This is a genomic window from Ochrobactrum teleogrylli (assembly GCF_037482325.1).
In the GTDB taxonomy this organism is placed as follows: Bacteria; Pseudomonadota; Alphaproteobacteria; order Rhizobiales; family Rhizobiaceae; genus Brucella; species Brucella teleogrylli.
This window is the reverse complement of sequence record NZ_JBBHKQ010000001.1, coordinates 631754-653909: the sequence shown is the minus strand read 5'-3', so window position 1 is coordinate 653909 and position 22156 is coordinate 631754. Positions and strand designations below refer to the sequence as shown.

The following is a 22156-nucleotide window of genomic DNA, read 5'->3' as shown; positions in this document are numbered from 1 at the left end:
CATGCCCGTTTTCAGCAAATTTGGTCTCAAGCCCAATACGGATACGAAAGCCGGACGCCACATCGTCATTGACGGTGTTGCCGATGGCTTCGAGGCGTTCTGCCTCGCGCGTCTGGTGGACGAGATCGGCGAACGCGGGCCAATTATGTATATCGTGCGCGACGGGCAGCGCATTGCCGATCTGGAGCAGGTGTTGGGCTTCGTCGCGCCGGATCTACCGGTGCTGCATCTGCCCGCCTGGGACTGCCTGCCTTATGACCGCGTATCGCCCGGTGCCGATGCATCGGCGCGCAGGCTGACCGCGCTCGGTGCTCTGGCAGCGCTCAAGAAGACGCCGCATCCGGCCATCGTGCTGACCACTGCCAATGCCGTGTTGCAAAAGCTGCCGCCGCAGGCCGCCATTGCCGAACAGGTGATTTCGGCGCGTCCCGGCAATCAGCTCGACATGAACAGTCTGGCTTCAAGGCTTGAGCGCAACGGTTTCGAGCGCGTTTCTACCGTGCGCGATATTGGCGAATTTGCCGTGCGTGGCGGCATCCTTGATCTTTACGCGCCGGGCGCGGAAGAGCCTTTGCGGCTCGACTTCTTCGGCGATACGCTGGAAACGATCCGTGCCTTCGATCCCGCATCGCAGCGCACGACCGGAACGCGCAAGGAATTCGTGCTGCAGCCGATGAGCGAAATCACGCTCTCGCCCGACATGATCAGCCGGTTCCGCAAGAATTACGTGGCGATGTTCGGCGCGCCGCAGCGTGACGATGCGCTTTATCAGGCAGTCAGCGAAGGCCGTCGCTTTGCGGGCATGGAACATTGGCTGCCGCTGTTCTACGATCATCTGGAAACGGTTTTCGACCATGCGGGCGGCATGCCTGTGGTGTTCGATCATTTGGTGCACGAAGCGCTGACCGAGCGCCACACCATGGTGGTGGACCATTATGAAGCGCGGCTGCGTCAGGCTGAAGGCAAGGAAGCAGGCAGCGACGCGGTACCCTATAAGCCGGTCAAGCCGGAAACCCTCTATCTCACGCCGCAAGCGGTCGAAGATGCGGTGCAGGCGAGCGGACTTCGCATCGACCTTACGCCCTTCGGCACACCGGACGTATCGAACCGCACCATTGTTCACGCGGACGCCCATAAGGGCCGCAACTTCGCCGAGGAACGGGCCGCCACCGACGTCAACCTGTTCGAGGCCGCGGTGAAGCACATTGCCGATCTGCGCGCCTCCGGCAAGAAAGTTCTGGTTGCCGCCTGGACGGAAGGTTCGCTTGACCGTCTGTTGCAGGTTCTCGATGAGCACGGGCTGGAAAAGATCGAGACGGTTGATCGGCTTTCAACCGTCAAGGCGCTGTCTCGCGATAAGGTGACGGCGGCAGTTCTTGCCGTGGAAAGCGGCTTTGATGCCGGTGACCTAGTCGTCGTTGCCGAACAGGATATTCTCGGCGACCGTCTTATCCGCCGTTCCAAGCGCCGCAAGCGTGATCAGGATTTCATCTCGGAAGTGGCGTCGCTGACGGCAGGCGATATTGTCGTCCATGTCGATCACGGCATCGGACGTTTCATCGGCCTCAAGACGATTACCGCAGCGGGCGCACCGCATGATTGTCTTGAACTTCACTATGCAGGCGATGACCGGCTGTTCCTGCCGGTCGAAAATATCGAGCTTCTCTCGCGCTACGGCTCGGAAGGCTCCGACGCGGTTCTCGACAAGCTTGGCGGCGGCGCATGGCAGATGCGCAAGGCCAAGCTCAAGAAGCGACTGCTTGAGATTGCGGGCCATCTGATCCAGATCGCCGCCGAACGCCAGATGCGCGGTGCGCCGGTGATGACGCCGCCCGATGGGCTTTATGCGGAATTCTCCGCTCGCTTCCCTTATGATGAGACCGAAGACCAGATGACGGCCATCGAAGCGGTGGCGGATGATCTGGCCGCAGGCAAGCCGATGGATCGCCTGATCTGCGGCGATGTCGGTTTCGGCAAGACGGAAGTGGCGTTGCGCGCCGCCTTTATCGCAGCGCTGAACGGAGTTCAGGTGGCTGTCGTGGTGCCGACCACGCTTTTGTCGCGCCAGCATTTCAAGACTTTCTCCAAGCGTTTCCACGGCCTGCCGATCACCGTTGCCCATGCCTCGCGGTTGGTTGGCACCAAGGAACTGGCCGCCACCAAGAAAGGTCTGGAAGAAGGCAGGGTCGATATTGTCGTTGGCACCCATGCGCTGCTCGGCAACTCGATCAAGTTCAAGAATCTCGGCCTGCTCATCATCGATGAGGAGCAGCATTTCGGTGTCAAGCATAAGGAACGGCTGAAAGAACTGAAATCCGACGTGCATGTGCTGACGCTTTCGGCAACGCCGATCCCGCGCACCTTGCAGCTTGCGCTGACCGGTGTGCGCGAACTCTCGCTCATCACCACACCGCCGGTGGATCGCATGGCGGTCCGCACCTTTGTTTCGCCATTCGATCCACTCGTTATTCGCGAAACGTTGCTGCGCGAGCGTTATCGCGGCGGTCAGAGTTTCTATGTCTGTCCGCGTATTTCCGACCTGGGCGATATCGAAGAATTCCTGAAAGAGCATGTGCCGGAACTAAAAGTCGCCGTGGCGCATGGCCAGATGGCGCCGGGCGTGCTCGACGATATCATGAACGCCTTTTATGACGGTCAGTACGACGTGCTTCTTTCCACGACCATTGTGGAATCCGGCCTCGATATTCCGACCGCGAACACCATGATCGTGCATCGCGCCGATATGTTCGGTCTGGCGCAGCTTTATCAGCTGCGTGGTCGTGTCGGACGCTCCAAGCAGCGCGCCTTTGCACTGTTCACGCTTCCGGCGGGCAAGATGCTGACACAGATGGCGGAACGTCGCCTCAAGGTGCTGCAATCGCTGGATACGCTTGGCGCAGGCTTCCAGCTTGCCAGCCACGACATGGATATTCGCGGCGCGGGCAATCTGCTGGGCGAGGAACAGTCTGGCCACATCAAGGAAGTCGGTTTCGAGCTTTACCAGCAGATGCTGGAAGAAGCCGTTGCGACGCTCAAGGGTTCCGGCGAGGTGGAAGACAGCCAATGGTCGCCACAGATCGCCATTGGCACGGCGGTCATGATCCCCGAATCCTATGTGCCCGATCTGCAGTTGCGCCTTGGCCTTTATCGCCGTCTTGCCGATCTGGAAGAGCCGCAGGATATCGACGCCTTCGGTGCGGAACTCATCGACCGCTTCGGTCCGATGCCGGAAGAAGTGCAGCATCTGCTCAAGATCGTCTATATCAAGGCGCTGTGCCGTCGCGCTAATGTTGAAAAGCTGGATGCCGGTCCGAAGGGCGTCGTCATCCAGTTCCGCCACGCGACGTTCAACAATCCGGTCGGTCTGGTGAAGATGATCGGCGAACAGGGTTCCATGGCCAAGATCAGGCCAGATCAAAGCATCGTGTTCATCCGCGACTGGGCGACACCAGAAAAACGTCTCAACGGCTCGGCTGTCATCATGACGCAGCTGGCGAAAATCGCGGCGGGTTAACCCGCCGCCATAATTGGTCTACCGATCTTCCGAAATCCCCGGCTCAAAGCCTTCCGCCGTCTGGCGAATGGCATCGGCCAGAACATCGGCGTTTTGTGCGCCCATGACGGCATATTTCTGATCGATGATGAAGCAGGGCACGCCGCGCACGCCGATACGGTTGGCGGTGTCGATTTCCTCGCGGATTGTGACCTTGTCGGCGTCGCTTTCCAGAAGGCGGGCGACAACGGCTGCGTCCATCCCAACGCTTGCCGCAGCATCGACCAGCACTTCATGGTCGCCAATATCCTGTCCCTGCTCAAAATAAAGCGAGAACAGCGTACCGACCAGCTTGTTCTGCGTGTCGGGTGCGGCCTGTGCCGCCCAGTGGATCAAACGATGCGCATCGAGCGTGTTGGGCGCACGAGTGATAGCTTCAAAATCGAAGACAATGCCGTTTTCTTCGCCAAGCTCGGTCAGTTGCTTATGGATGTCATCGATCTTAGAGCCGTTGCCGAATTTCTCGCGCATATAGGCCTGACGGTCCTTGCCTTGCGGCGGCAGTGTCGGATCGAGCTGAAACGGACGCCAGCGAATTTCAGCTTCCACATCGGGCAGCATGGCGAGCGCATTTTCAAGCCGCTTGCGTCCGAGGAAACACCACGGACAGACGACATCCGATACGACATCGATGGTGATTTTCTTTTCGCTCATGCGGGATGCTCCGTGTGGTTGCGGGAGGCACGCCTCCCGCATCGATATGCATATTATAGGAAATGGATTTAGGGCGAATTACGGCCTTATCAACGAGAACTCAAGGCTGAGCGCGCCACCATGTCGGTAGCTGAAAGCCATAGAGCGCTGTTTTTGCAGGATGTTCGATCCGGTCCCACCGTGCCACCCACTGATAAGGGAGGTGATACAGAGGAATATAATAATCGCCCGATAGCAATATCCGGTCGAGCGCACGCACCGCACTGACGAAATCAGCACGCGTGCGCGCGGCGAGCAGCGCATCAATCATCGCATCGACGGCGGGATCGGCCACGCCTGGATAATTGAAGCTGCCTTGCGCATCACGCGACGCCGCGCCCCAGCGCATCCACTGCTCATTGCCGGGCGACAGCGAACTGGAAAGCGCGCCGAGGATCATGTCGTAATCGAAGGTCTGGAGCCGTTGCTGATATTGTGCGTCATCAGCAGTGCGGATATCCACCGTAATGCCGAGCCGGGCCAGATTGCGCTTATAGGCAAGCCCGATCTTCTCTTCATCCGCCGAGCGCGTCATGATTTCAAATTGCAGCGGCTTGCCGGTGGAATCGACGGCCAGTCCGTTGTGGAACTGGAAACCGGCGTCCATCAGAAGATCATAGGCCTGTTTGGCGGGCGTCCGGTCATGGCCGGTGCCGTCGGTGACGGGCACATGCCATGTGCCGTTCATCACATCTCCACGCACCGCATTGGGGTAGGGAGCCAGAAGTTCCTTCTCCCGCGCATCGGCGGGTTTGCCGACGGAAGAAAGCTCGGAGCCTTCCCAAAAACTCTGGGTGCGCTTGTACTGCCCTGCAAACAAATTGCGGTTCGCCCATTCAAAGTCGAACAGCAATCCCAGCGCCTGCCGCACGCGACGGTCGGCGAAGATCGGACGACGCGTGTTGAACACGAAGCCCAGCATGTTCGCGGGCGTACCCTTTTCCAAGCTTTCCTTGATGACCTTGCCTTGCTGCACAGCCGGAAAATCATAGGATTTTTCCCAGCGCGTCGGGTTGCCCTCGATGAAAACATCGAGCAGTCCTTTTTTGAAGGATTCAAACAGTGAGGTTTCGTTGCGATAATATTCGATCGTCAGCGTGTCGAAATTGTCCGTGCCGCGCTTTGACGGAATGTCCTTGGCCCAATAATCCGGGTTGCGCTTATAGATGATGCGCTGGCCGGGTTGGACACCAGATACCAGATAGGGACCGCTGCCGAGCGGCGGCTTCAGTGTGGAATTACCGAAGGTCGCCGGCTCGGTTGCGTGTTTCGGAAGAACCGGCATCACTGACGCGATCAGCATCGGAAACTCGCGGTCCGACTTGTCGTTGAAGTTGAAACGCACCGAGCGCTCGCCAGTCTTCTCGATCTTGTCGATCCGGCTCATTCGGTTGTTGAAAGGGGGACGGCCCTTTTCGGTGAGAATTTGATAGGTGAAGATAATATCATCCACCGTCACTGGCTGCCCGTCCGACCATTTGGCCTTCGGGTTCAGCGTGAATTCCACCCATTTCCGTTCGGGGTCTATGGCGACTTTTTCCGCAAGCAGCGGGTAGAGCGTGAAAGGTTCATCGCGTGAGCGCTGCATCAATGTCTCAAAAACGAGATTGCCGAACTCACCATCGCTGAACAGGCCGCGCGCAGTCGTGCGCATGCTTTTCAGCACGAATGGATTGAGGCTGTCGAACGTGCCGACAACACCGATGGTCAGCTTGCCGCCCTTGGGCGCATCAGGATTGGCATAGCGAAAATGCGTAAAGTCGGCAGGAAGCGCCACGTCTCCATGCATGGAGAGAGCATAATCGGGCGCAGCTGCTGTTTCGGCCTGCGCCATACGCGCACCGATTCCCGTCATCGAGACGACCATAGCCGCCGGAAGCCCTAATCTGAGCCCCCGCGTGATTGCCAGCAGGAATTTTCTGCGCAAATGAGCGATCGATCCGTTCAACTTCATTCGTCCATTGTAAGTAAGCGTGAGGCGCTTGTTTTTCAGGAAATACGAAATAGCATTGATTCGTTAGGCGAAATTATCATGATCCTATAATATATAGGTATTTTGGGCGTGTTCCGCGCGTTACAGTACAAATGAAAATGGTGATTTTACGGGATTCCGAGCCTTCCAGATGGAAACTGGTCTGGATTCGCGCCCGCAGTCGTTGTAACACCGCCCCGGAATAGGATTGAAGAGTCCTAAAGGTCACGCTGTTGCCGCATTTTCAAACCAGTGACGGTCTATCGCTGACTAACCAGAATACGGGAACTACAGATCAGAGCGTTGAAAGGAACCTGTTGATCATGTCCAGCACGAAGACAATCGCTGCCACATCGGCCATCGCTGGCGCGTTCGCCTTGCTTGCCTCCGCAACGATGCCTGCATCGGCGCAGCAGCCGCCGCAGGGTTGGTTCAAGGTCTGCTCGAAGCAGGAAGATAACGACATCTGCAACACGCAGAACATCATCACTGCCGATTCCGGCCAGTTGCTGACCGCCGTTAACCTCATCGAGATCAAGGGCAAGATCAATCGCAAGATTTTCCAGGTCACCGTGCCGATTGGCCGCCTGATTCCGGCTGGCGTTGGCATGCAGATCGACAACAACAAAGCGGTAAAGCTTGAATACGGCATCTGCTTCCCTGATCGCTGCATCGCAGAAGCACCGCTGAACGATGATCTGATCAAGGCTCTCCAGAAGGGCGGCAAGCTGACGCTGACCTCGGTCAATTATCAGAACAAGCCGAACCCGATCCCGGTTGCCCTGACCGGCTTCTCGCAGGCTCTCACCGGCCCGGCTCTGAAGCAGTCGGAACTGGAAGACCGCCAGAAGGAACTTCAGGACGCCGTCCAGAAGAAGCAGAAAGATTTCGAAGCCAAGATGAAGGCTGAACAGGAAAAAGCCAAGGGCGCTGCCAACTAATCGGCAAAACCATGGTCATAATAAAAGGGCGCTTTTCAGCGCCCTTTTTCTTTGAACTATCGCTTTAAAAGGTGAGGACAACTTAGTTCGCGTGCTGCGATTTCACCCGATAGGTGCCGTTGTCGAGTCGGTCGAAAATCTCGTCGATCTGCGGATGGCGCAAAGGCTCGCCACTGACGTCGGGCAGCAGATTCTGCTCGGACACATAGGCCACATATTCAGATTCAGCGTTTTCCGCGAAGAGATGATAGAAGGGCTGGTCGCGCTGAGGACGTGCGTCCTCCGGTATGGACTCATACCATTCTTCCGTATTTGCGAATTCGGGGTCCACGTCGAAGATAACGCCTCTGAACGGGAACAGCCGGTGTTTCACCACCTGGCCGATTTGGAATTTCGCGTGTTTTATCTGTGTCATACCCATGAGACGTTATGTAGTTCACCGTCCGCCAAATTAAAGCGGTCGTGAAACATGAAGTTTTTGAGGGAAGCCTTTATTTGCTGGCGTTGTCGCGTTGACGGTCTGCCAGCTTGGGAAGTTTGGGGAGAAAATGCGTAAAGCCGCTGCCGGGGCGCAGGCCTTCCCGCATGAAGAATGACCGCAACGGCGCGAAGGATCGCAGCATTTCCAACCCGACGCCGCGCGCGATCTGCGCGGGTAGCATGGGCGACAGAAGCGAGCGGTTGAGCGCATCGACCGAGCCGGTTCGGGCCAGAATATCTGGACGGCGTGCGCGGTCATAAGCGCGGATCACACGACCAGAACCTGGATCGACAGGGTCGCTTTCGATGGCCTTTACCAGCGTTTCCACGTCGCGTGTGCCGAGATTAAGCCCTTGTGCACCGATGGGTGGGAAAACATGGGCTGCTTCGCCAATCAGGATGGTTCGCTTGGCTGCAAATGCGTTTGGCACCAGCCCGGACAGAGGCCAGCCCTGCGGGCGCACGTCGATTTCGATCCGGCCGAGCATCGACTGCATCATCTCTTCGACCTGTGCGGCCAGAGCCTGATCGTCCAGCGTGAGCAAGGTTTCGGCGCGTTCCGGGTTCACCACCCACACAAGGCTCGAACGCTTGCCTTTCAGTGGAACCTGCGTGAACGGGCCGTGCTCGGTATGAAATTCTGTCGAGATGTTTTCGTGGCTGATGCTGTGGGCGAAGGATAAGACAACAGCGGTTTGTGGATAGTTCCAGCGGCGCGCGCGGATGCCTGCGGCTTCGCGTGCCCCGGAATTGCGCCCATCAGCGGCTACCAGCAGGCGGGCATGAAGGGTGTCGCCACCCGCCAATGTCACCGTTACATGGTCGCCATTGGGGCGATATTCGATAGCCGACGCCGTGTTGCGCTCGATATTGGCGCTCTCGGCCACAGCTTCGGCAAGCTTCGCGTTGAGAACGGCATTGGGGATATTATAGCCAAATGCCTCTTCGCCGATTTCACCGGCGCGGAAGGTGACTGTCGGGCTGCGGACAAGGCGCTGGGTCGCATCGACAATGCGCATGGAGGCGAGCGGTGCGGCTTCCGGCTGGATGGACGACCAGACGCCGATCTGTTCGAGAAAACGGATGGCGGGCATCATCAGCGCCGTCGTGCGGCGGTCGCCCTTGTCCGTTTCGGGTCCCAGAAGGATGGTGCGATAGCCCTTCGCGCCAAGCGCCAGCGCGGCCATCATGCCAGCAGGGCCGCCGCCGCTGATCACGATGTCAGTCATTGGCTTGTTCGCAACCAGATCGTTCATTCGCTTCATCCTTCGTCGGGACGTGTCGGCCAGAAGTGCAGCTATGAAGATGATTCTTCCGTGCCGTTCTCAAGCAGCACTTAGACCGAAATGCCGGCAAAGGCCATTCTTCCGTGGAATTAAGGCTGATTTGCCTCATGCCTTACTTGCTCTTTTGAGCTTATTCGGGGAAAGCTTCAACTAAGAACACGGCTTTTCTGGGATAGATTACGTCATGATCCAACAGAACGGTTGGGGCGTCAGTTTGTTTGGTGTAAACGCCCACGATGAGCCTAAGGTAAGCCCAAGGTGAGCCAAGGCGAGATTTGAAATAAAATCGCTGTATCTTCTGCGGAAACTGCGCGGCGACAAAACGGAATGGCGAACAGCGTGAAAACCAAACTGACCGGAAAACTCAAAGCCAAGAAAGTCACCGCGCCGCAAGCCAAGGCGTTTTCTGTCCATTTGCTGACGGCATCGGGGTCGTTTCTGGCTTTTCTGTCCATCGTCGCGGCCAGCGACGGGCGATATACGGCGATGTGGTGGTGGCTTGGCCTCGCGCTGTTCGTAGATGGCATCGACGGGCCAATCGCGCGCAAGCTCGAAGTCAAATATGTGTTGCCCAACTGGTCGGGTGAACTGCTCGACAACATCATCGACTATGTCACCTACGTCCTGATCCCTGCTTTTGCCTTGTATCAGAGCGGCTTTATGGGGACGAACCTCTCCTTCATATCCGGCGCGATCATCGTCGTGTCGAGCGCGATCTATTATGCCGATACCGGCATGAAGACGAAGGAGAACTTCTTCAAGGGCTTCCCTGTGGTGTGGAACATGGTGGTCTTCACCCTCTTCATCGTCAGGCCGGGAGAATGGGTGGCGTTCGGCACCGTGGTTGCATCGGCGATCCTGTCCTTCCTGCCGATCAACTTCCTGCATCCGGTGCGCGTTGTGCGCCTGCGCCCGATCAATCTCACGGTGTTTCTGCTCTGGTGCGCCTTTGGTGCGATCGCGCTTTATTATACGCTGGATGCGCCGCTCTGGGTGCGCGTGGGCATTTCCGTGACCGGGCTCTATATCTATTTCATTGGCGCAGTGATGCAGTTCTTCCCCGGCCTTGGGCGCACCGCCGCCGTTATTGAGGCCGAGAAAGTTGCAGCTGCAAAAAAGAGCGGAGACGTATGATGATCAATGCCATTCGCGTTCATCAGACCGGCGGGCCTGAAGTTCTGAACTATGAGCAGATCGAAATCGGTGAGCCGGGGCCGGGTGAAGCGAAGGTTCGCCATGAAGCCGTCGGCCTCAATTTCATCGACGTTTATTTCCGCACGGGTCTCTACAAGGCAGCGCAAATGCCGTTCACGCCCGGCAATGAAGGTGCTGGCACGGTTATTGCCGTTGGTGCCGGTGTTGACAATGTGAAGGTGGGTGACCGCGTCGCTTATGTGGCAACGCCGGGTTCCTATGCCGACGAGCGCATTTTGCCTGCCGACCGTCTGGTGATCGTGCCGGAAAGCATTGATCTCAAAACTGCCGCTTCCATGATGCTGAAGGGCATGACGGCGCAATATCTGTTGCGGCGCACCTTCCGGGTTGAAGCCGGACAGACGATCCTTTTTCATGCGGCGGCTGGCGGTGTCGGCCTGATCGCAGGGCAGTGGGCCAAGCATCTTGGCGCAACGGTTATCGGCACAGCCGGATCGCCAGACAAGATCGCGCTTGCCAAGCAGCATGGCTATGACCATGTCATTAATTACCGCACGGAAAATTTCGCCGAAAGAGTGCGTGAACTGACCAATGGCGCAGGCGTGGACGTGGTTTACGACTCTGTCGGTCGCGATACCTATATGGGATCGCTGGATGTCCTGAAGCCGCTCGGCATGTTCGCCTGTTTCGGCCAGTCATCGGGCGTCATTCCGCCGTTTGATCTTGGGCTTCTGGCGCAGAAAGGGTCGCTCTTCGCAACCCGTCCGACATTGTTCAACTATGTCGCCAAGCGTTCCGACCTCGAAAAGACCGCAGCCGAGCTTTTCGACGTGGTGGGCAGCGGTGCGGTGAAGATCGAGATCAACCAGACCTATGCGCTCAAAGACGCCCACAAGGCGCATGAGGAACTGGAAGCGCGCAAGACCACCGGAACCAGTATTTTACTCCCGTAATGTCGTCTGATTGACCTTGTTTTCGCGGCGCGAGTGAGGGGTAACCTATCGCCGATGTGCATATGTTAGGCAGAGCCTGCTTTTGCTCTTTTCAAGTGCAAAATTGCTGCTAAGGTCTTTCAAAAATACATTTGGGGAATAATGTCAGCCAATTTATCCGACCGGCCTCTTCTGGATGTCCGCCGGCTCACGAAACTATTTGGGCAGCTCAGAGCTTGCGATGGGGTTGATCTCACCATTGCCAAGGGCGAAATTCACGCGCTTCTGGGCGAGAACGGCGCTGGAAAATCCACTTTCGTTAAGATGCTGTTCGGTGCGCTGCAACCGCTTGAGGGCGAAATCGTCTGGAAGGGCCAGAGCGTCGTCATTGGCGAACCTGCCGCTGCAAGAAAGCTCGGCATCGGCATGGTTTTTCAGCATTTTTCGCTTTTCGACTCGCTGACTGCCGCTGAGAATATCGCTCTCTCGCTGGATAGCGCTCTGTCGCTGTCCGATGTGGCAAAACGGGCCAGCGAAGTGGGCAAGACCTATGGCTTGCCGGTCGATCCGCAGGCCCATGTCGGCGACCTTTCGGTCGGCGAGCGCCAGCGCATCGAAATCGTGCGTTGTCTGTTGCAGGAACCGGACCTGATCATTCTGGACGAACCGACCTCGGTTCTGACGCCGCAGGAAGCCGACCGCCTGTTTGAAACACTGGAACGGCTGAAGGCTGAAGGCAAATCCATTCTCTATATCAGTCATCGTCTGGAAGAGGTGAAGCGCCTCTGCGACCGCGCAACGGTGTTGCGCCACGGCAAGGTGGTTGGGCATTGCGATCCACGCAAGGAAACGGCGGCGTCGCTCGCCCGCATGATGGTTGGCAACGACATCAAGGTGGTGGCGCGCAGCCCGATGGATGCTCCGGCGACGCGCGCTGAAGCGCTGTTTGAGATCAAGTCTTTGTCGCAGCCGCCACGGGGACCGTTTTCCACGGCGCTGAACAATATCTCGCTTTCGGTGGCGGCTGGCGAAGTTGTCGGCATTGCGGGCGTTGCGGGCAACGGGCAGGGCGAATTCTTCGAAGCCATTTCCGGCGAGGTGCTGCAATCGGCTGCATCGACTGTGCGTATTCGAGGCAAGGATGCAGGCAGGCTCGGCATCAGCGAACGGCGCATGATGGGGGCGGCCTTTGTGCCAGAAGAGCGGCTTGGCCACGGTGCGGTGCCGTCATTGTCACTGACCGACAATCTGTTTCTGTCGCGCTACAAGACCGATGCGAAAGCGTTCCTGCGCGGCGGCGCGTTAAAGTTGATCGCCGAAAGCGCACTGCATTCCGCTGCGCGACGCATTATTGAGCGGATGGATGTGCGCAAAAGCGCAGAAAACCCGCCAGCTTCGGCACTGTCCGGCGGCAATCTGCAAAAATTCATCATTGGTCGCGAACTTGATCGTTCGCCATCGGTCATGGTCGTCAACCAGCCGACATGGGGCGTCGATGCGGGTGCTGCGGCTCATATCCGGCAGGCCCTTGTGGACCTTGCGCGATCGGGCTCTGCCGTTCTCGTCATTAGCCAGGATCTCGATGAACTCTTCGAAATCAGTGACCGGATAGCGGTCATGAATCACGGCCAGCTTTCCGAGCCTATGCCTGTTGCCGAATTGACTCTTGAAAAGATCGGCCTGCTGATGGGCGGCATTTCCGGTGAAGCAGAGATGGGTGCGGCCTGATGCGGATCGAACTCGTCAAACGCCCCCAGCCGTCCAGACTTTTCAGCGCCTTGTCGCCTTTGCTGGCTCTTGCGCTGACCTTCATATTCGGCGGGCTCGCCTTCGCATTGATGGGCAAGGACCCGTTCAATGCGCTTTATGTGTTCTTCGCCGAACCTTTGTTCGATATCTGGTCGTGGCATGAATTGCTGGTCAAGGCCGCGCCGCTGATCCTGATCGCGGTGGGTCTGTGCGTCTGCTTCCTGTCGAACAACTGGAATATCGGTGCTGAAGGGCAATTCATCATGGGGGCCGTCACCGGTTCTATTCTGCCGGTGATGTTTCCCGACTTTCAGTCGTGGCTCGTGCTGCCGCTGATGATGCTGATGGGCATGGCGGGCGGTGCTGCCTATGCGTCGGTTCCGGCCTTTCTCAAGGTCCGCTTCAATACGAACGAGATTCTCACCAGCCTGATGCTGGTCTATGTGGCGCAACTCTTCCTCGACTGGCTGGTGCGCGGACCGTGGCGTAACCCGGAAGGCTATAACTTCCCGGAAACGCGCCAGTTTAATGACAGCGCTATTCTGCCGGAAATATGGAGTGAATCGGGACGCGCCCATTGGGGCTTCATTCTGGCGCTGATTGCCGCGCTATTGGTCTGGTTCCTGCTCAAGCACACGCTGAAGGGCTTCGAGGTCAAGGTCATCGGCCAAAGCCCGAGGGCAGGGCGCTTCGCGGGCTTCAGTTCCGGCAAACTAGTGTTTTTCGTCTTTGCCGTTTCAGGCGCGCTGGCCGGCCTTGCCGGTATTGCGGAAACATCTGGCGCTATCGGGCAGCTTCGTCCGGTCATTTCACCCGGCTACGGCTTCACCGCAATCATCGTCGCGTTTCTCGGGCGTCTGAACCCACTCGGCGCTATCGCTGCAGGCCTTGTGTTGGCGCTGTCCTATCTCGGCGGCGAGGCGGCGCAGGTTGCCATCGGCATTTCAGAAAAATCGGCGCGCGTGTTTCAGGGCATGATCCTGTTCTTTGTGCTGGCCTGTGATACGCTCATTCTCTACCGCATTCGTTTTGTCAGCGCACACAAAACGGGAAAGGCCTGATCCGATGGAACTGACACAGGCCATTCTTCTCACCATCGCCACCGCCGCAACACCGCTGCTGATCGCAGCCATTGGAGAATTGGTGGTTGAACGTTCGGGCGTTCTCAATCTGGGCGTCGAAGGCATGATGCTGATGGGCGCTGTTTCCGGCTTCGCAGCAGCGCAGCTCACCGGCTCGGCATGGCTCGGCCTATTGGCGGGCATAGCCGTTGGAACCCTGTTCTCGGCCATTTTCGGCTTCCTGACGCTTACTCTGGTCACCAATCAGGTGGCAACTGGTCTTGCTCTCACCATTCTGGGTATCGGCGCTTCAGCACTCTTGGGCGAAAGCTTTGTTGGTGTTCCGGGTGTCCGGCTCGATGCTATCTATATTCCCTATTTCACGGATATTCCTCTGGTTGGGCGGTTCCTGTTCGGGCAAGACCCGATCTTTTACTTCTCGCTCATGCTGGTTGCAGCAGTGACGTGGTTCCTGTTTCGCACGCGCGCGGGGCTCACCTTGCGCGCCATTGGCGACAGCCACGGTTCCGCCCATGCGCTTGGCGTGCATGTGGTGCGCACACGCTATCTGGCGGTGCTGTTCGGCGGTGCCTGCGCAGGCCTTGCGGGCGCGCAACTCTCGCTCGTCTATGTGCCGCAATGGGTGGAAAACATGACCGCCGGTCGCGGCTGGATCGCTTTGGCGCTCGTCGTTTTTGCGTCGTGGCGACCATGGCGGGTGTTGATCGGAGCTTATCTTTTTGGCGCCGTGACCATCGGCCAGCTGCATGCGCAGGCGCTTGGTTTCGGCCTACCGTCGCAATTGCTTTCGGCGTTGCCCTATATCGCGACCATCGTGGTGCTGGTCATCATCTCGCGCAACAAGCGCCTGACGATGATGAACACGCCTGCGTCGCTCGGTAAGCCGTTCGTTCCGGACAGATAGGGGTTAAACGCGAACCGGTTCCCACGACAGGACGGTTTCGTTTTTATAGGGTGCAAACAAGGAGTGCAGGGACCATGAAAAAGACGCTTATGGCCATCGCCACCGCTGCCAGCTTTATGCTCGGCGGCGCGGCGCATGCAGAAGACAAACTCAAAGTCGGCTTCATCTATATCGGACCTCCGGGCGACTTCGGCTGGACCTATCAGCATGATCAGGCGCGCAAGGAACTGGTCGAAGCGCTGGGCGACAAGATCGAGACCACCTTTCTTGAAAACGTGCCGGAAGGTGCTGACGCCGAGCGTTCCATCGAACGTCTGGCACGCGCTGGCAATCAGCTGATTTTCACGACCTCGTTCGGCTATATGGACCCGACCGTCAAGGTCGCCAAGAAGTTCCCGAAGGTGAAGTTCGAGCATGCGACCGGCTATAAGACCGCCGACAACATGTCAGCCTATAATGCGCGCTTCTATGAAGGCCGTTATGTGCAGGGCGTGATCGCCGCCAAGATGTCGACCAAGGGCGTTGCCGGTTACATCGCCTCAGTGCCGGTTCCGGAAGTCGTGCAGGGCATCAATGCCTTTATGCTCGGCGCACAGTCGATCAATCCTGAATTCAAGGTCAAGGTAATCTGGGTCAATTCCTGGTTCGATCCGGGCAAGGAAGCTGATGCCGCCAAGGCTCTGATCGATCAGGGCGTGGACATCATCACCCAGCACACCGATTCCACCGCCGCCATTCAGGTGGCGCATGATCGCGGCATCAAGGCTTTTGGTCAGGCTTCGGACATGATCAAGTTCGCCCCCGACACACAGCTTACCGCAGTCGTGGACGAATGGGGTCCATACTATATCGACCGCACCAAGGCTGTTCTCGACGGCAGCTGGAAGAGCCAGAATGTCTGGTGGGGCATGAAGGAAGGCCTCGTCAAGATGGCGCCTTACACCAATATGCCAGATGACGTGAAGAAACTGGCCGAGGAAACCGAAGCCAAGATCAAGTCTGGCGAACTGAAGCCTTTTACCGGCCCGATCAAGAAGCAGGACGGTTCGGAATGGCTGAAGGCTGGCGAACAGGCCGACGACAAGACCCTGCTTGGCCTGAATTTCTACGTCGCTGGCGTTGACGACAAGCTCCCGCAGTAAGCATAGTTCACAGGCAAAAAAGAAGGGCGCCTCAAGCGCCCTTTTTCTTTTTTATAAGCTTTTTACAGAGCTTTCTTAAAGCGACAGTTTAAGGCCTTCATGACTGTCGGTGAAACCAAGCGACTGATAAAAACGCAGCGCATCGGAACGGGATTTGTCCGTGGTGAGCTGCACCAGCCCGCAGCCCCGTTCGCGGCATTTCTCGATAGCCCATTCGATCATCTGACGACCAATGCCGCCGCCGCGAATATCGCTCGCTATACGCACACTTTCGATCTGGCCGCGCCATTGACCCATGCGGGACAGGCCTGGAATGAAGCTCAGCTGCATGCAGCCAATGATCCGCCCGTCATGCTCGACCACGGCCAGAAACTGGTTCGGATCGGCATCGATGGCTGCGAAGGCATTCAGATATTCGTCGCGCAATGGCAGACTGGCGTCTTCGCGCTTTGCGCCAAGCCCGTCATCGGCAAGCATGGCGACGATAGCCGCCACATCTGCCGATGTTGCTTTTCTGATGACAATGGCAGCCGGAGCCACCATCAGACAGCGATGCCGTGCAGATCGTAGGCGTCGCTCGCTTCGATCTTTACAGTCACAATATCGCCGACGCGCAGCGGTCGGCGCGACTGGATATGCACGCTGCCGTCGATTTCGGGTGCGTCATAGCGGGTGCGGCCCTTGGCAACGGTGCCGTTTGCCTCGTCAATAATGACAGGCAGGCGCTTGCCGACCTTCTTCTTGAGAAGATTGGTGGATATCTGCTGTTGCTTAGCCATGAAACGATGCCAGCGGGCTTCCTTGATTTCTTCCGGCACCTGCTCAAGACCAAGATCATTGGCCTTTGCACCCTTGACCGGCTCATATTTGAAGCAGCCCGCGCGTTCGATCTTGGCTTCGTCGAGCCAGTCGAGCAGCAGCTGGAAATCCTCTTCGGTTTCACCCGGATAGCCGACGATAAAGGTTGAGCGCACCGCCAGATCGGGGCAGGTTTCACGCCATGCCTGAATGCGGCGTGAGGTCTTTTCCTGATGGGCCGGGCGGCGCATGTTTTTCAGAACCGCAGGTGAAGCATGCTGGAACGGAATATCGAGGTAAGGCAGGATTTTGCCCTCCGCCATCAGCGGAATGACTTCGTCGACATGCGGGTAGGGGTAGACATAGTGCATGCGCACCCAGACGCCCATGTCGCCCAGTTCGCGCGAAAGGTCGAGGAATTTTGTGCGGACCGTACGGTCCTGCCACATGGCTTCCTGATACTTGATGTCGAGGCCGTAGGCGCTCGTATCCTGAGAGATAACAAGGATTTCCTTGACCCCGGCGCTCACCAGCTTCTCGGCCTCGCGCAGCACCTGATCGATCGGGCGCGAGACGAGATCGCCCCGCAGCGCCGGAATGATGCAGAAAGAGCAGCGGTTAGAGCAGCCTTCCGAAATTTTCAGATAGGCATAATGGCGCGGCGTGAGCTTCACACCCTGCGGCGGCACCAGATCAACGAACGGATCATGCGCGGGCGGGGCAGCTTCGTGCACGGCACTCATGACGCTTTCATAGGCCTGTGGGCCAGTGATAGCGAGAACATTCGGGTGACGTTCGCGAATGACCTCCGGTTCGGCACCCAGGCAGCCGGTGACGATCACCTTGCCGTTTTCGTTGAGAGCGAGGCCGATGGCATCAAGCGACTCGTCGCGTGCGGAATCGAGAAAGCCGCATGTATTGACGATCACCAGATCGGCGCCGTCATGCTTGCGGGAGATTTCATAGCCTTCCGAGCGGAGGCTTGTGATGATGCGTTCGGAATCAACTAGCGCCTTCGGGCAGCCAAGTGAAACGAAACTGACGCGCGGTGCGCTCATTGGGGGAACCTTGCAAATTTCGGAAATTGCGCGCGCAATACCACGACAAAGGGGGCGAGGTAAAGCTTGGATGCCGGGCGCGGTTGCCGCAGCAAGGCTGTGTATCGTCATGACCAGTGGGCTGGCTCAGCAATAAAAAAGCCGGGACTGGAGGTCCCGGCTTCGGAGCACCTGGAAAAACAGGCTTATTCGGCTGCGTCCGCAGGAGCGGCGTTCAGCTGGCCGTAGCGCTCTTCGCCGATTTTCGCCAGCAGGTCGAGCTGGGTTTCGAGGAAGTCGATGTGGCCTTCCTCGTCTGCCAAAAGCTCGTCAAAAAGCTGCTTGGAAACGTAATCACCGAGCTCGTCGCAGATTTCGCGCGACTTCTTGTAGGAAGCGCGGGCATCATATTCACCAGCAAGATCGGCTTCCAGAACTTCCTTTACGTTCTGGCCGATGCGCAGCGGTGCGAGAGTCTGCAGGTTTGGGTGACCTTCGAGGAAGATGATGCGGTCAATGATCTTGTCAGCGTGATGCATCTCTTCGATGGATTCTTCACGCTCTTTCTTGGCAAGACGCGTGAAACCCCAGTCGTTCAGCAGGCGGTAGTGCAGCCAATACTGGTTGACGGCGCCGAGCTCGAGAAACAGAGCCTCGTTAAGCCGCTCGATGACCTTTGGTTCGCCTTTCATTCCATGAACTCCCGAATTTGTCGCGTAGAGAACGTACACGATCCATGAACTGGATAACGTTTTCGTCCATTTGGTTGTGACGAAGATGATACTCTTCAGTCACCCTTATGATCGTTTCTACGACGTTTGGGAAGCAGCCGCAGCAGCGGCCGCGCTTGGACATGGCATTATAGACGGTGCCGGGGACGATAAGCTGCCAGCAGTCCTGATCGAGAAGTTCGATCACAACTGCTTCGATATCTTTATCTGTGATGACGTTACAGCTACAAACTAGCATGAGATGGATACTCCCATGCCGTTTTGGCAGTAAAAACCCGACGCGGAATGCGAAAAACGGAGGAAGTTTACCTGATTGCCCGGTACTTCTACTTCAAGATCGCTGCTGGAAACGCGCAGCGTTATTTTACTGGTGGCGCAAGGCCAAGATGAACCGGACAATGGTTCCTCCAATTGCAAGGGTTAAAGGCCCGAACATTAAAGGTCTATTTCGACGGTCTGTTAAACTCGCCAAACTAGGTCAGGTTATGGCTGGCGAGCGGGGTGTCTGTCAAATTCTATGTTTTTGAAATGTTCTAAAAAACAATAACTTAGAATCATTCTAAATATGAGTTAACTACCCATGTTTAAACACTAATTATCTGTTAAAATGCTCTATCTGCAACGGCGTTGAAGCTATACCGATAGAGGCTGTGCCATTTCGCCGCACCCATGTGGAAAAGGTGGGCGTGGCAATGGCTTGAAGCGTAATCCGATGGCTTTTTCGAATTTGACGTTTGAAACAGCTTATGTGTCAGCCGGGATTAAAACGCCAAATTCAATCCACTAGGCGCCTTCGACGGCGCTGAAGCCTTCAAACTGCGGTGGGCCAAGATAGAGAGGCTTGTTGGTTCCGGCATTGCGATGCGCTTCGCGGAACTGTTCCGACTTGGTCCAGAAGACAAAGTCTTCGCGGCTGCGCCAGACCGTATGGGAAGCATAGAGCGTATAGCCTTCTTCCTCATTGGTTGCGCCGCGCAGCAGGTGGAACGTTTCAAAGCCCGGCAGCTCGGAAAGCGTGGAATCGCGGTTTTTCCAGACGGCTTCGAAATCTGCTTCGCTGCCGACGCGCACCTTGAAGCGATTCATGGCTATGAACATGGCTCATCCTTTTCCACTAGGTTTGGACTGGCTTTAGATCGACTATATGGGTTTTCGGGCCGGCATGGCCAGAAAACTGAATTCGAATTTCAGGCGCGTGCGGGGTCAAGACCGCACGCGCCGCGTCGCATCTCGGGATCAGAAGGCCACAGCCGCGGTCAGAAGGTGGGCCGGTCTTCACAGATGCGACGGTTAAAACGGGCGATCAGGCGCCCGCCATGGTCAGAACTGGAACTGTGTCGCCACGAGGAACGTACGACCCTGACCGGAGCCCGATGTGCTCAGGAATGGCGTATAGCTCTTGTCGAACAGGTTATTGACCTTCAAAGTCAGATCGACGTTCTCGGTGAACTTGTAATTGGCGAACACATCCACGAGGCCATAGCTGTCCGACTGGGTAACGCCGGTATAACCGACGGTATCGCCACCCGAAACATAGGAGTAGCGACCGCCAACCGTCAGCTTGCGCTCGAAGAAGCGTGCGCCGCCGCTGACGGAGAAGACATCATCCGGCATGTACTGACCTGCACCGAGACCTGGGGTCTGCGCCGGAAGATCCGACTTCGAGTGGGTATATGTAATGCCGCCGAAGGCCATGCCTGCGTCATACATCGCTTCGAGTTCGAAGCCGCGCACCTGCGAAGTGCCGTCGACATTGACGAACTGGTACTTGCGATAGGTCGGGTTGAACGTGGACGTGATGTAGTCCTCGACATCCATGTCGTAATAATCGGCCTTCAGACGCAGCGAGTCTCCGGCAAGAAACAGATCGTCTTTCTTGAGGTTGACGCCGATTTCCCAACCCTTCTGGGTTTCAGGCGATAGGGTCGGATTCGGCAAGAAGCTGACGCTTGTCGAGCCGGGATGGTTGCCGCCCAACATGGTTTCCTGCAGCGTTGGCGAACGCATGCTCTGGGAATAGGTCACGTATGGCTGCAACCAGTCGGTGGCGTTGATCGCCAGCGTGATTTTCGGATCGAGACGCTGCTTGGAAATATCGACGTCATAGACGCCGTTTTCGCCAAAGCCAGCCAGTCCAGTATCGGCGCTGCCCGAGGTTTTGAAGAAGTCGTAGCGCAGGCCGGCGATCAGGTCGACAATGCCGTAGCTCAAGGTGGTTTCGGAGAAGACTGCGCCGTTGCTGCTGCGTCCGTCGACTGGATTGACGCCGGAATTGTCGCCCGAAATGTTGTCGCGGAAATATTCGACGCCGTAGTTCCACTTGACGCCCACTTCACCGAGGTTGAAACGCGATGTGTTCGAAATATCGAAGCCATAGCCCTTGTCGGTGATGGTGCGGCCAGTCGCGCTGCCCGGACGGCCCGTGGACAGACTGTTGTAATAGGTCATGTCGAGACGATTGTAATAAGCGTTGACATGCAGGTCGATCAGGTCGTTATCCGACGGATTGTAGGTGTAATTCGCCGTGAACGTCTTGTTCTTGACGTTCTGATCGTAGGAATTGGCACCAAAATCGTTGTTGTAAAAAACACCGCCAAGCGCCAGCTTGTGATCTTCGCCGAAGCCGAACTCGGTTTTGACGAGCCCGGAGGTCAGTTCCTGACCGGTATCCGGCTGTTCAGCGCCATCACCATTCTTGTAATTGTTGGAATCGCGGCGGCTGATGGCTGCGGCAACGCCCATCGAATTGACGCGCGCACCGGCGGCCAGCATTTCAGAGAAACCGACGCCGTTGCTGCCCCACGAGGCGCGTCCGAGAACACCATATTGCTGGCCCTGACGGACGATGTCATCCACGCCGAGCGTGCGGAAATTGACGCTGCCTGCAAGTGCGCCGCCGCCGGTGCCGGTCACTGCGCCGCGCGAAATGTCGATATCGGCGAGAAGGTTCGGATCGACATAGGTGAAGCCCTGCGCCTCATGGCCGGTGAACCGGAAGTTCTGACGAACGCCATCGACCATCATGTTGACGCGTCCGGAACCTTCAAAGCCGCGAATATTGACCGCCACGCCCGGCTGGGAGCCGTTCATGCGGGTGAAGACGCCCGGCTTGTCGCGCAACACATCATCCAGCTTCACATCGCCGTTGCGGCGAAGCTCTTCGCTGGAAACAGTGCTGACGGCGGCGGGCGTGTTGTAGGTCGCATCACCCCTGGCGCCAGCGCCCCGGATGGTGATTGTCTTCAGCTTGACGTCGTTTTCGCCTTCGGCTGCTTTTTGCTCCTGCGCCCATGACTGCGACGCCATTGCGACAAGAATGACGGCGAGCCCGCTGCTCGCCAGGAATGAACGCTTGTGTACCCCACCAGTCGCCCGCATTGCTGTATTTCCTCTGCGCAAGTGTGCTCCCCCGCCGACCTGAGACACGGCAGGAAGCCCTCAGAATTCAATTGTTTAGAATGCTTCCAATATGGAGGCAGCTCTGCTGGCTGGCGAAGACGAATTCTTCGTGGCTTGCGCTGGAAGGGCGAGATTTAAACTTGACTCGATTAATCCAGTAATGCAGTGATTAGTAAACATGACTAATGATGTCAACAAATCAATTTCGCGATGAACAGGCGGATATGATTTTGTGAAAACGGGGCTTTCGAGCGGAGCTTTCAAGTCAACGTCAGGGCGATAAAATGAACAGGCGTATTCAT

18 protein-coding genes are annotated in these 22156 nt (G+C 57.1%); 8 read left to right on the top strand and 10 right to left on the bottom strand.

The window, feature by feature from the left end; genetic code table 11:
- The first annotated feature begins 1 nt into the window (after position 1).
- Positions 2-3514, top strand: coding sequence for a transcription-repair coupling factor (mfd, locus tag WIX40_RS03125; protein WP_339438389.1), 3513 nt, complete (start codon positions 2-4; stop codon positions 3512-3514).
- A gap of 18 nt (positions 3515-3532) precedes the next feature.
- Here mfd and WIX40_RS03120 read toward each other — a convergent pair whose 3' ends face one another.
- Together WIX40_RS03120 and WIX40_RS03115 are read right to left on the bottom strand one after the other, a co-directional pair.
- The gene (locus WIX40_RS03120) at positions 3533-4207 is read right to left on the bottom strand and encodes a DsbA family oxidoreductase (RefSeq protein WP_339438387.1); all 675 of its coding nucleotides are present in this window, start codon (positions 4205-4207) and stop codon (positions 3533-3535) included.
- A gap of 100 nt (positions 4208-4307) precedes the next feature.
- The gene (locus WIX40_RS03115; protein ID WP_371834114.1) at positions 4308-6200 is read right to left on the bottom strand and encodes an extracellular solute-binding protein; all 1893 of its coding nucleotides are present in this window, start codon (positions 6198-6200) and stop codon (positions 4308-4310) included.
- A gap of 341 nt (positions 6201-6541) precedes the next feature.
- Here WIX40_RS03115 and WIX40_RS03110 point away from each other — a divergent pair, with 341 nt between their 5' ends.
- Complete coding sequence (locus WIX40_RS03110) at positions 6542-7159, top strand: invasion associated locus B family protein (RefSeq protein WP_109367528.1); 618 nt, start codon at positions 6542-6544, stop codon at positions 7157-7159.
- An 82-nt stretch (positions 7160-7241) separates the two neighbouring features.
- On the opposite strand, the gene hspQ is transcribed toward WIX40_RS03110, so the two are convergent.
- Positions 7242-7580: a heat shock protein HspQ gene (hspQ, locus tag WIX40_RS03105; protein WP_171318811.1), complete on the bottom strand. Its 339-nt coding sequence runs from the start codon at positions 7578-7580 to the stop codon at positions 7242-7244.
- A gap of 70 nt (positions 7581-7650) precedes the next feature.
- Positions 7651-8895: a UbiH/UbiF family hydroxylase gene (locus WIX40_RS03100; protein WP_140023709.1), complete on the bottom strand. Its 1245-nt coding sequence runs from the start codon at positions 8893-8895 to the stop codon at positions 7651-7653.
- Between the two features lie 357 nt (positions 8896-9252).
- Between WIX40_RS03100 and pcsA the strand changes: the two genes are divergently transcribed.
- From pcsA to WIX40_RS03070, 6 genes are all read left to right on the top strand, one after another.
- Complete coding sequence (pcsA, locus tag WIX40_RS03095) at positions 9253-10059, top strand: phosphatidylcholine synthase (RefSeq protein ID WP_109367525.1); 807 nt, start codon at positions 9253-9255, stop codon at positions 10057-10059.
- A complete protein-coding gene (locus WIX40_RS03090) occupies positions 10059-11033 on the top strand; it encodes a quinone oxidoreductase family protein (protein WP_339440913.1) in 975 nt (324 codons plus the stop codon). Before pcsA ends, WIX40_RS03090 begins: the two co-directional genes overlap by 1 nt.
- Before the next feature lie 141 nt (positions 11034-11174).
- Positions 11175-12740 (top strand): ABC transporter ATP-binding protein, encoded by a 1566-nt coding sequence (locus WIX40_RS03085; protein WP_339438379.1) that lies wholly within the window; start codon positions 11175-11177, stop codon positions 12738-12740.
- Positions 12740-13822, top strand: coding sequence for an ABC transporter permease (locus WIX40_RS03080; protein ID WP_339438377.1), 1083 nt, complete (start codon positions 12740-12742; stop codon positions 13820-13822). Before WIX40_RS03085 ends, WIX40_RS03080 begins: the two co-directional genes overlap by 1 nt.
- Positions 13823-13826: 4 nt before the next feature.
- The gene (locus WIX40_RS03075) at positions 13827-14747 is read left to right on the top strand and encodes an ABC transporter permease (RefSeq protein ID WP_109367521.1); all 921 of its coding nucleotides are present in this window, start codon (positions 13827-13829) and stop codon (positions 14745-14747) included.
- Between the two features lie 74 nt (positions 14748-14821).
- Positions 14822-15889: a BMP family ABC transporter substrate-binding protein gene (locus WIX40_RS03070; RefSeq protein WP_121539622.1), complete on the top strand. Its 1068-nt coding sequence runs from the start codon at positions 14822-14824 to the stop codon at positions 15887-15889.
- Positions 15890-15964: 75 nt separating this feature from the next.
- On the opposite strand, the gene WIX40_RS03065 is transcribed toward WIX40_RS03070, so the two are convergent.
- The 6 genes from WIX40_RS03065 to WIX40_RS03040 form a co-directional block, all read right to left on the bottom strand.
- Positions 15965-16432, bottom strand: a complete 468-nt coding sequence (locus WIX40_RS03065; RefSeq protein WP_339438373.1) for a GNAT family N-acetyltransferase — start codon at positions 16430-16432, stop codon at positions 15965-15967.
- The gene (rimO, locus tag WIX40_RS03060) at positions 16432-17745 is read right to left on the bottom strand and encodes a 30S ribosomal protein S12 methylthiotransferase RimO (protein WP_121538809.1); all 1314 of its coding nucleotides are present in this window, start codon (positions 17743-17745) and stop codon (positions 16432-16434) included. Before rimO ends, WIX40_RS03065 begins: the two co-directional genes overlap by 1 nt.
- A 185-nt stretch (positions 17746-17930) precedes the next feature.
- Positions 17931-18416, bottom strand: a complete 486-nt coding sequence (gene bfr / locus WIX40_RS03055) for a bacterioferritin (protein ID WP_171317361.1) — start codon at positions 18414-18416, stop codon at positions 17931-17933.
- Positions 18382-18693 (bottom strand): (2Fe-2S)-binding protein, encoded by a 312-nt coding sequence (locus WIX40_RS03050; RefSeq protein ID WP_109367516.1) that lies wholly within the window; start codon positions 18691-18693, stop codon positions 18382-18384. Before WIX40_RS03050 ends, bfr begins: the two co-directional genes overlap by 35 nt.
- 545 nt (positions 18694-19238) lie before the next feature.
- Positions 19239-19553, bottom strand: coding sequence for a heme-degrading protein HmuQ (hmuQ, locus tag WIX40_RS03045; protein WP_140023714.1), 315 nt, complete (start codon positions 19551-19553; stop codon positions 19239-19241).
- 222 nt (positions 19554-19775) lie between these two features.
- On the bottom strand, positions 19776-21833 hold the full coding sequence (locus WIX40_RS03040; RefSeq protein WP_339438367.1) for a TonB-dependent receptor domain-containing protein: 2058 nt from the start codon (positions 21831-21833) through the stop codon (positions 19776-19778).
- Between the last annotated feature and the right edge of the window lie 323 nt (positions 21834-22156).

Bases quoted from the DNA above. Each gene is read 5' to 3' on its own strand.
- WIX40_RS03100 (WP_140023709.1), bottom strand. From the start codon at position 8,895: ATGAACGATCTGGTTGCGAACAAGCCAATGACTGACATCGTGATCAGC.
- WIX40_RS03120 (WP_339438387.1), bottom strand. From the start codon at position 4,207: ATGAGCGAAAAGAAAATCACCATCGATGTCGTATCGGATGTCGTCTGT.
- rimO (WP_121538809.1), bottom strand. From the start codon at position 17,745: ATGAGCGCACCGCGCGTCAGTTTCGTTTCACTTGGCTGCCCGAAGGCG.
- WIX40_RS03050 (WP_109367516.1), bottom strand. From the start codon at position 18,693: ATGCTAGTTTGTAGCTGTAACGTCATCACAGATAAAGATATCGAAGCA.
- hspQ (WP_171318811.1), bottom strand. From the start codon at position 7,580: ATGGGTATGACACAGATAAAACACGCGAAATTCCAAATCGGCCAGGTG.
- WIX40_RS03040 (WP_339438367.1), bottom strand. From the start codon at position 21,833: ATGCGGGCGACTGGTGGGGTACACAAGCGTTCATTCCTGGCGAGCAGC.
- WIX40_RS03085 (WP_339438379.1), top strand. From the start codon at position 11,175: ATGTCAGCCAATTTATCCGACCGGCCTCTTCTGGATGTCCGCCGGCTC.
- WIX40_RS03110 (WP_109367528.1), top strand. From the start codon at position 6,542: ATGTCCAGCACGAAGACAATCGCTGCCACATCGGCCATCGCTGGCGCG.
- WIX40_RS03090 (WP_339440913.1), top strand. From the start codon at position 10,059: ATGATCAATGCCATTCGCGTTCATCAGACCGGCGGGCCTGAAGTTCTG.
- WIX40_RS03070 (WP_121539622.1), top strand. From the start codon at position 14,822: ATGAAAAAGACGCTTATGGCCATCGCCACCGCTGCCAGCTTTATGCTC.
- bfr (WP_171317361.1), bottom strand. From the start codon at position 18,416: ATGAAAGGCGAACCAAAGGTCATCGAGCGGCTTAACGAGGCTCTGTTT.
- hmuQ (WP_140023714.1), bottom strand. From the start codon at position 19,553: ATGTTCATAGCCATGAATCGCTTCAAGGTGCGCGTCGGCAGCGAAGCA.
- pcsA (WP_109367525.1), top strand. From the start codon at position 9,253: ATGGCGAACAGCGTGAAAACCAAACTGACCGGAAAACTCAAAGCCAAG.
- mfd (WP_339438389.1), top strand. From the start codon at position 2: ATGCCCGTTTTCAGCAAATTTGGTCTCAAGCCCAATACGGATACGAAA.
- WIX40_RS03065 (WP_339438373.1), bottom strand. From the start codon at position 16,432: ATGGTGGCTCCGGCTGCCATTGTCATCAGAAAAGCAACATCGGCAGAT.
- WIX40_RS03115 (WP_371834114.1), bottom strand. From the start codon at position 6,200: ATGAAGTTGAACGGATCGATCGCTCATTTGCGCAGAAAATTCCTGCTG.
- WIX40_RS03080 (WP_339438377.1), top strand. From the start codon at position 12,740: ATGCGGATCGAACTCGTCAAACGCCCCCAGCCGTCCAGACTTTTCAGC.
- WIX40_RS03075 (WP_109367521.1), top strand. From the start codon at position 13,827: ATGGAACTGACACAGGCCATTCTTCTCACCATCGCCACCGCCGCAACA.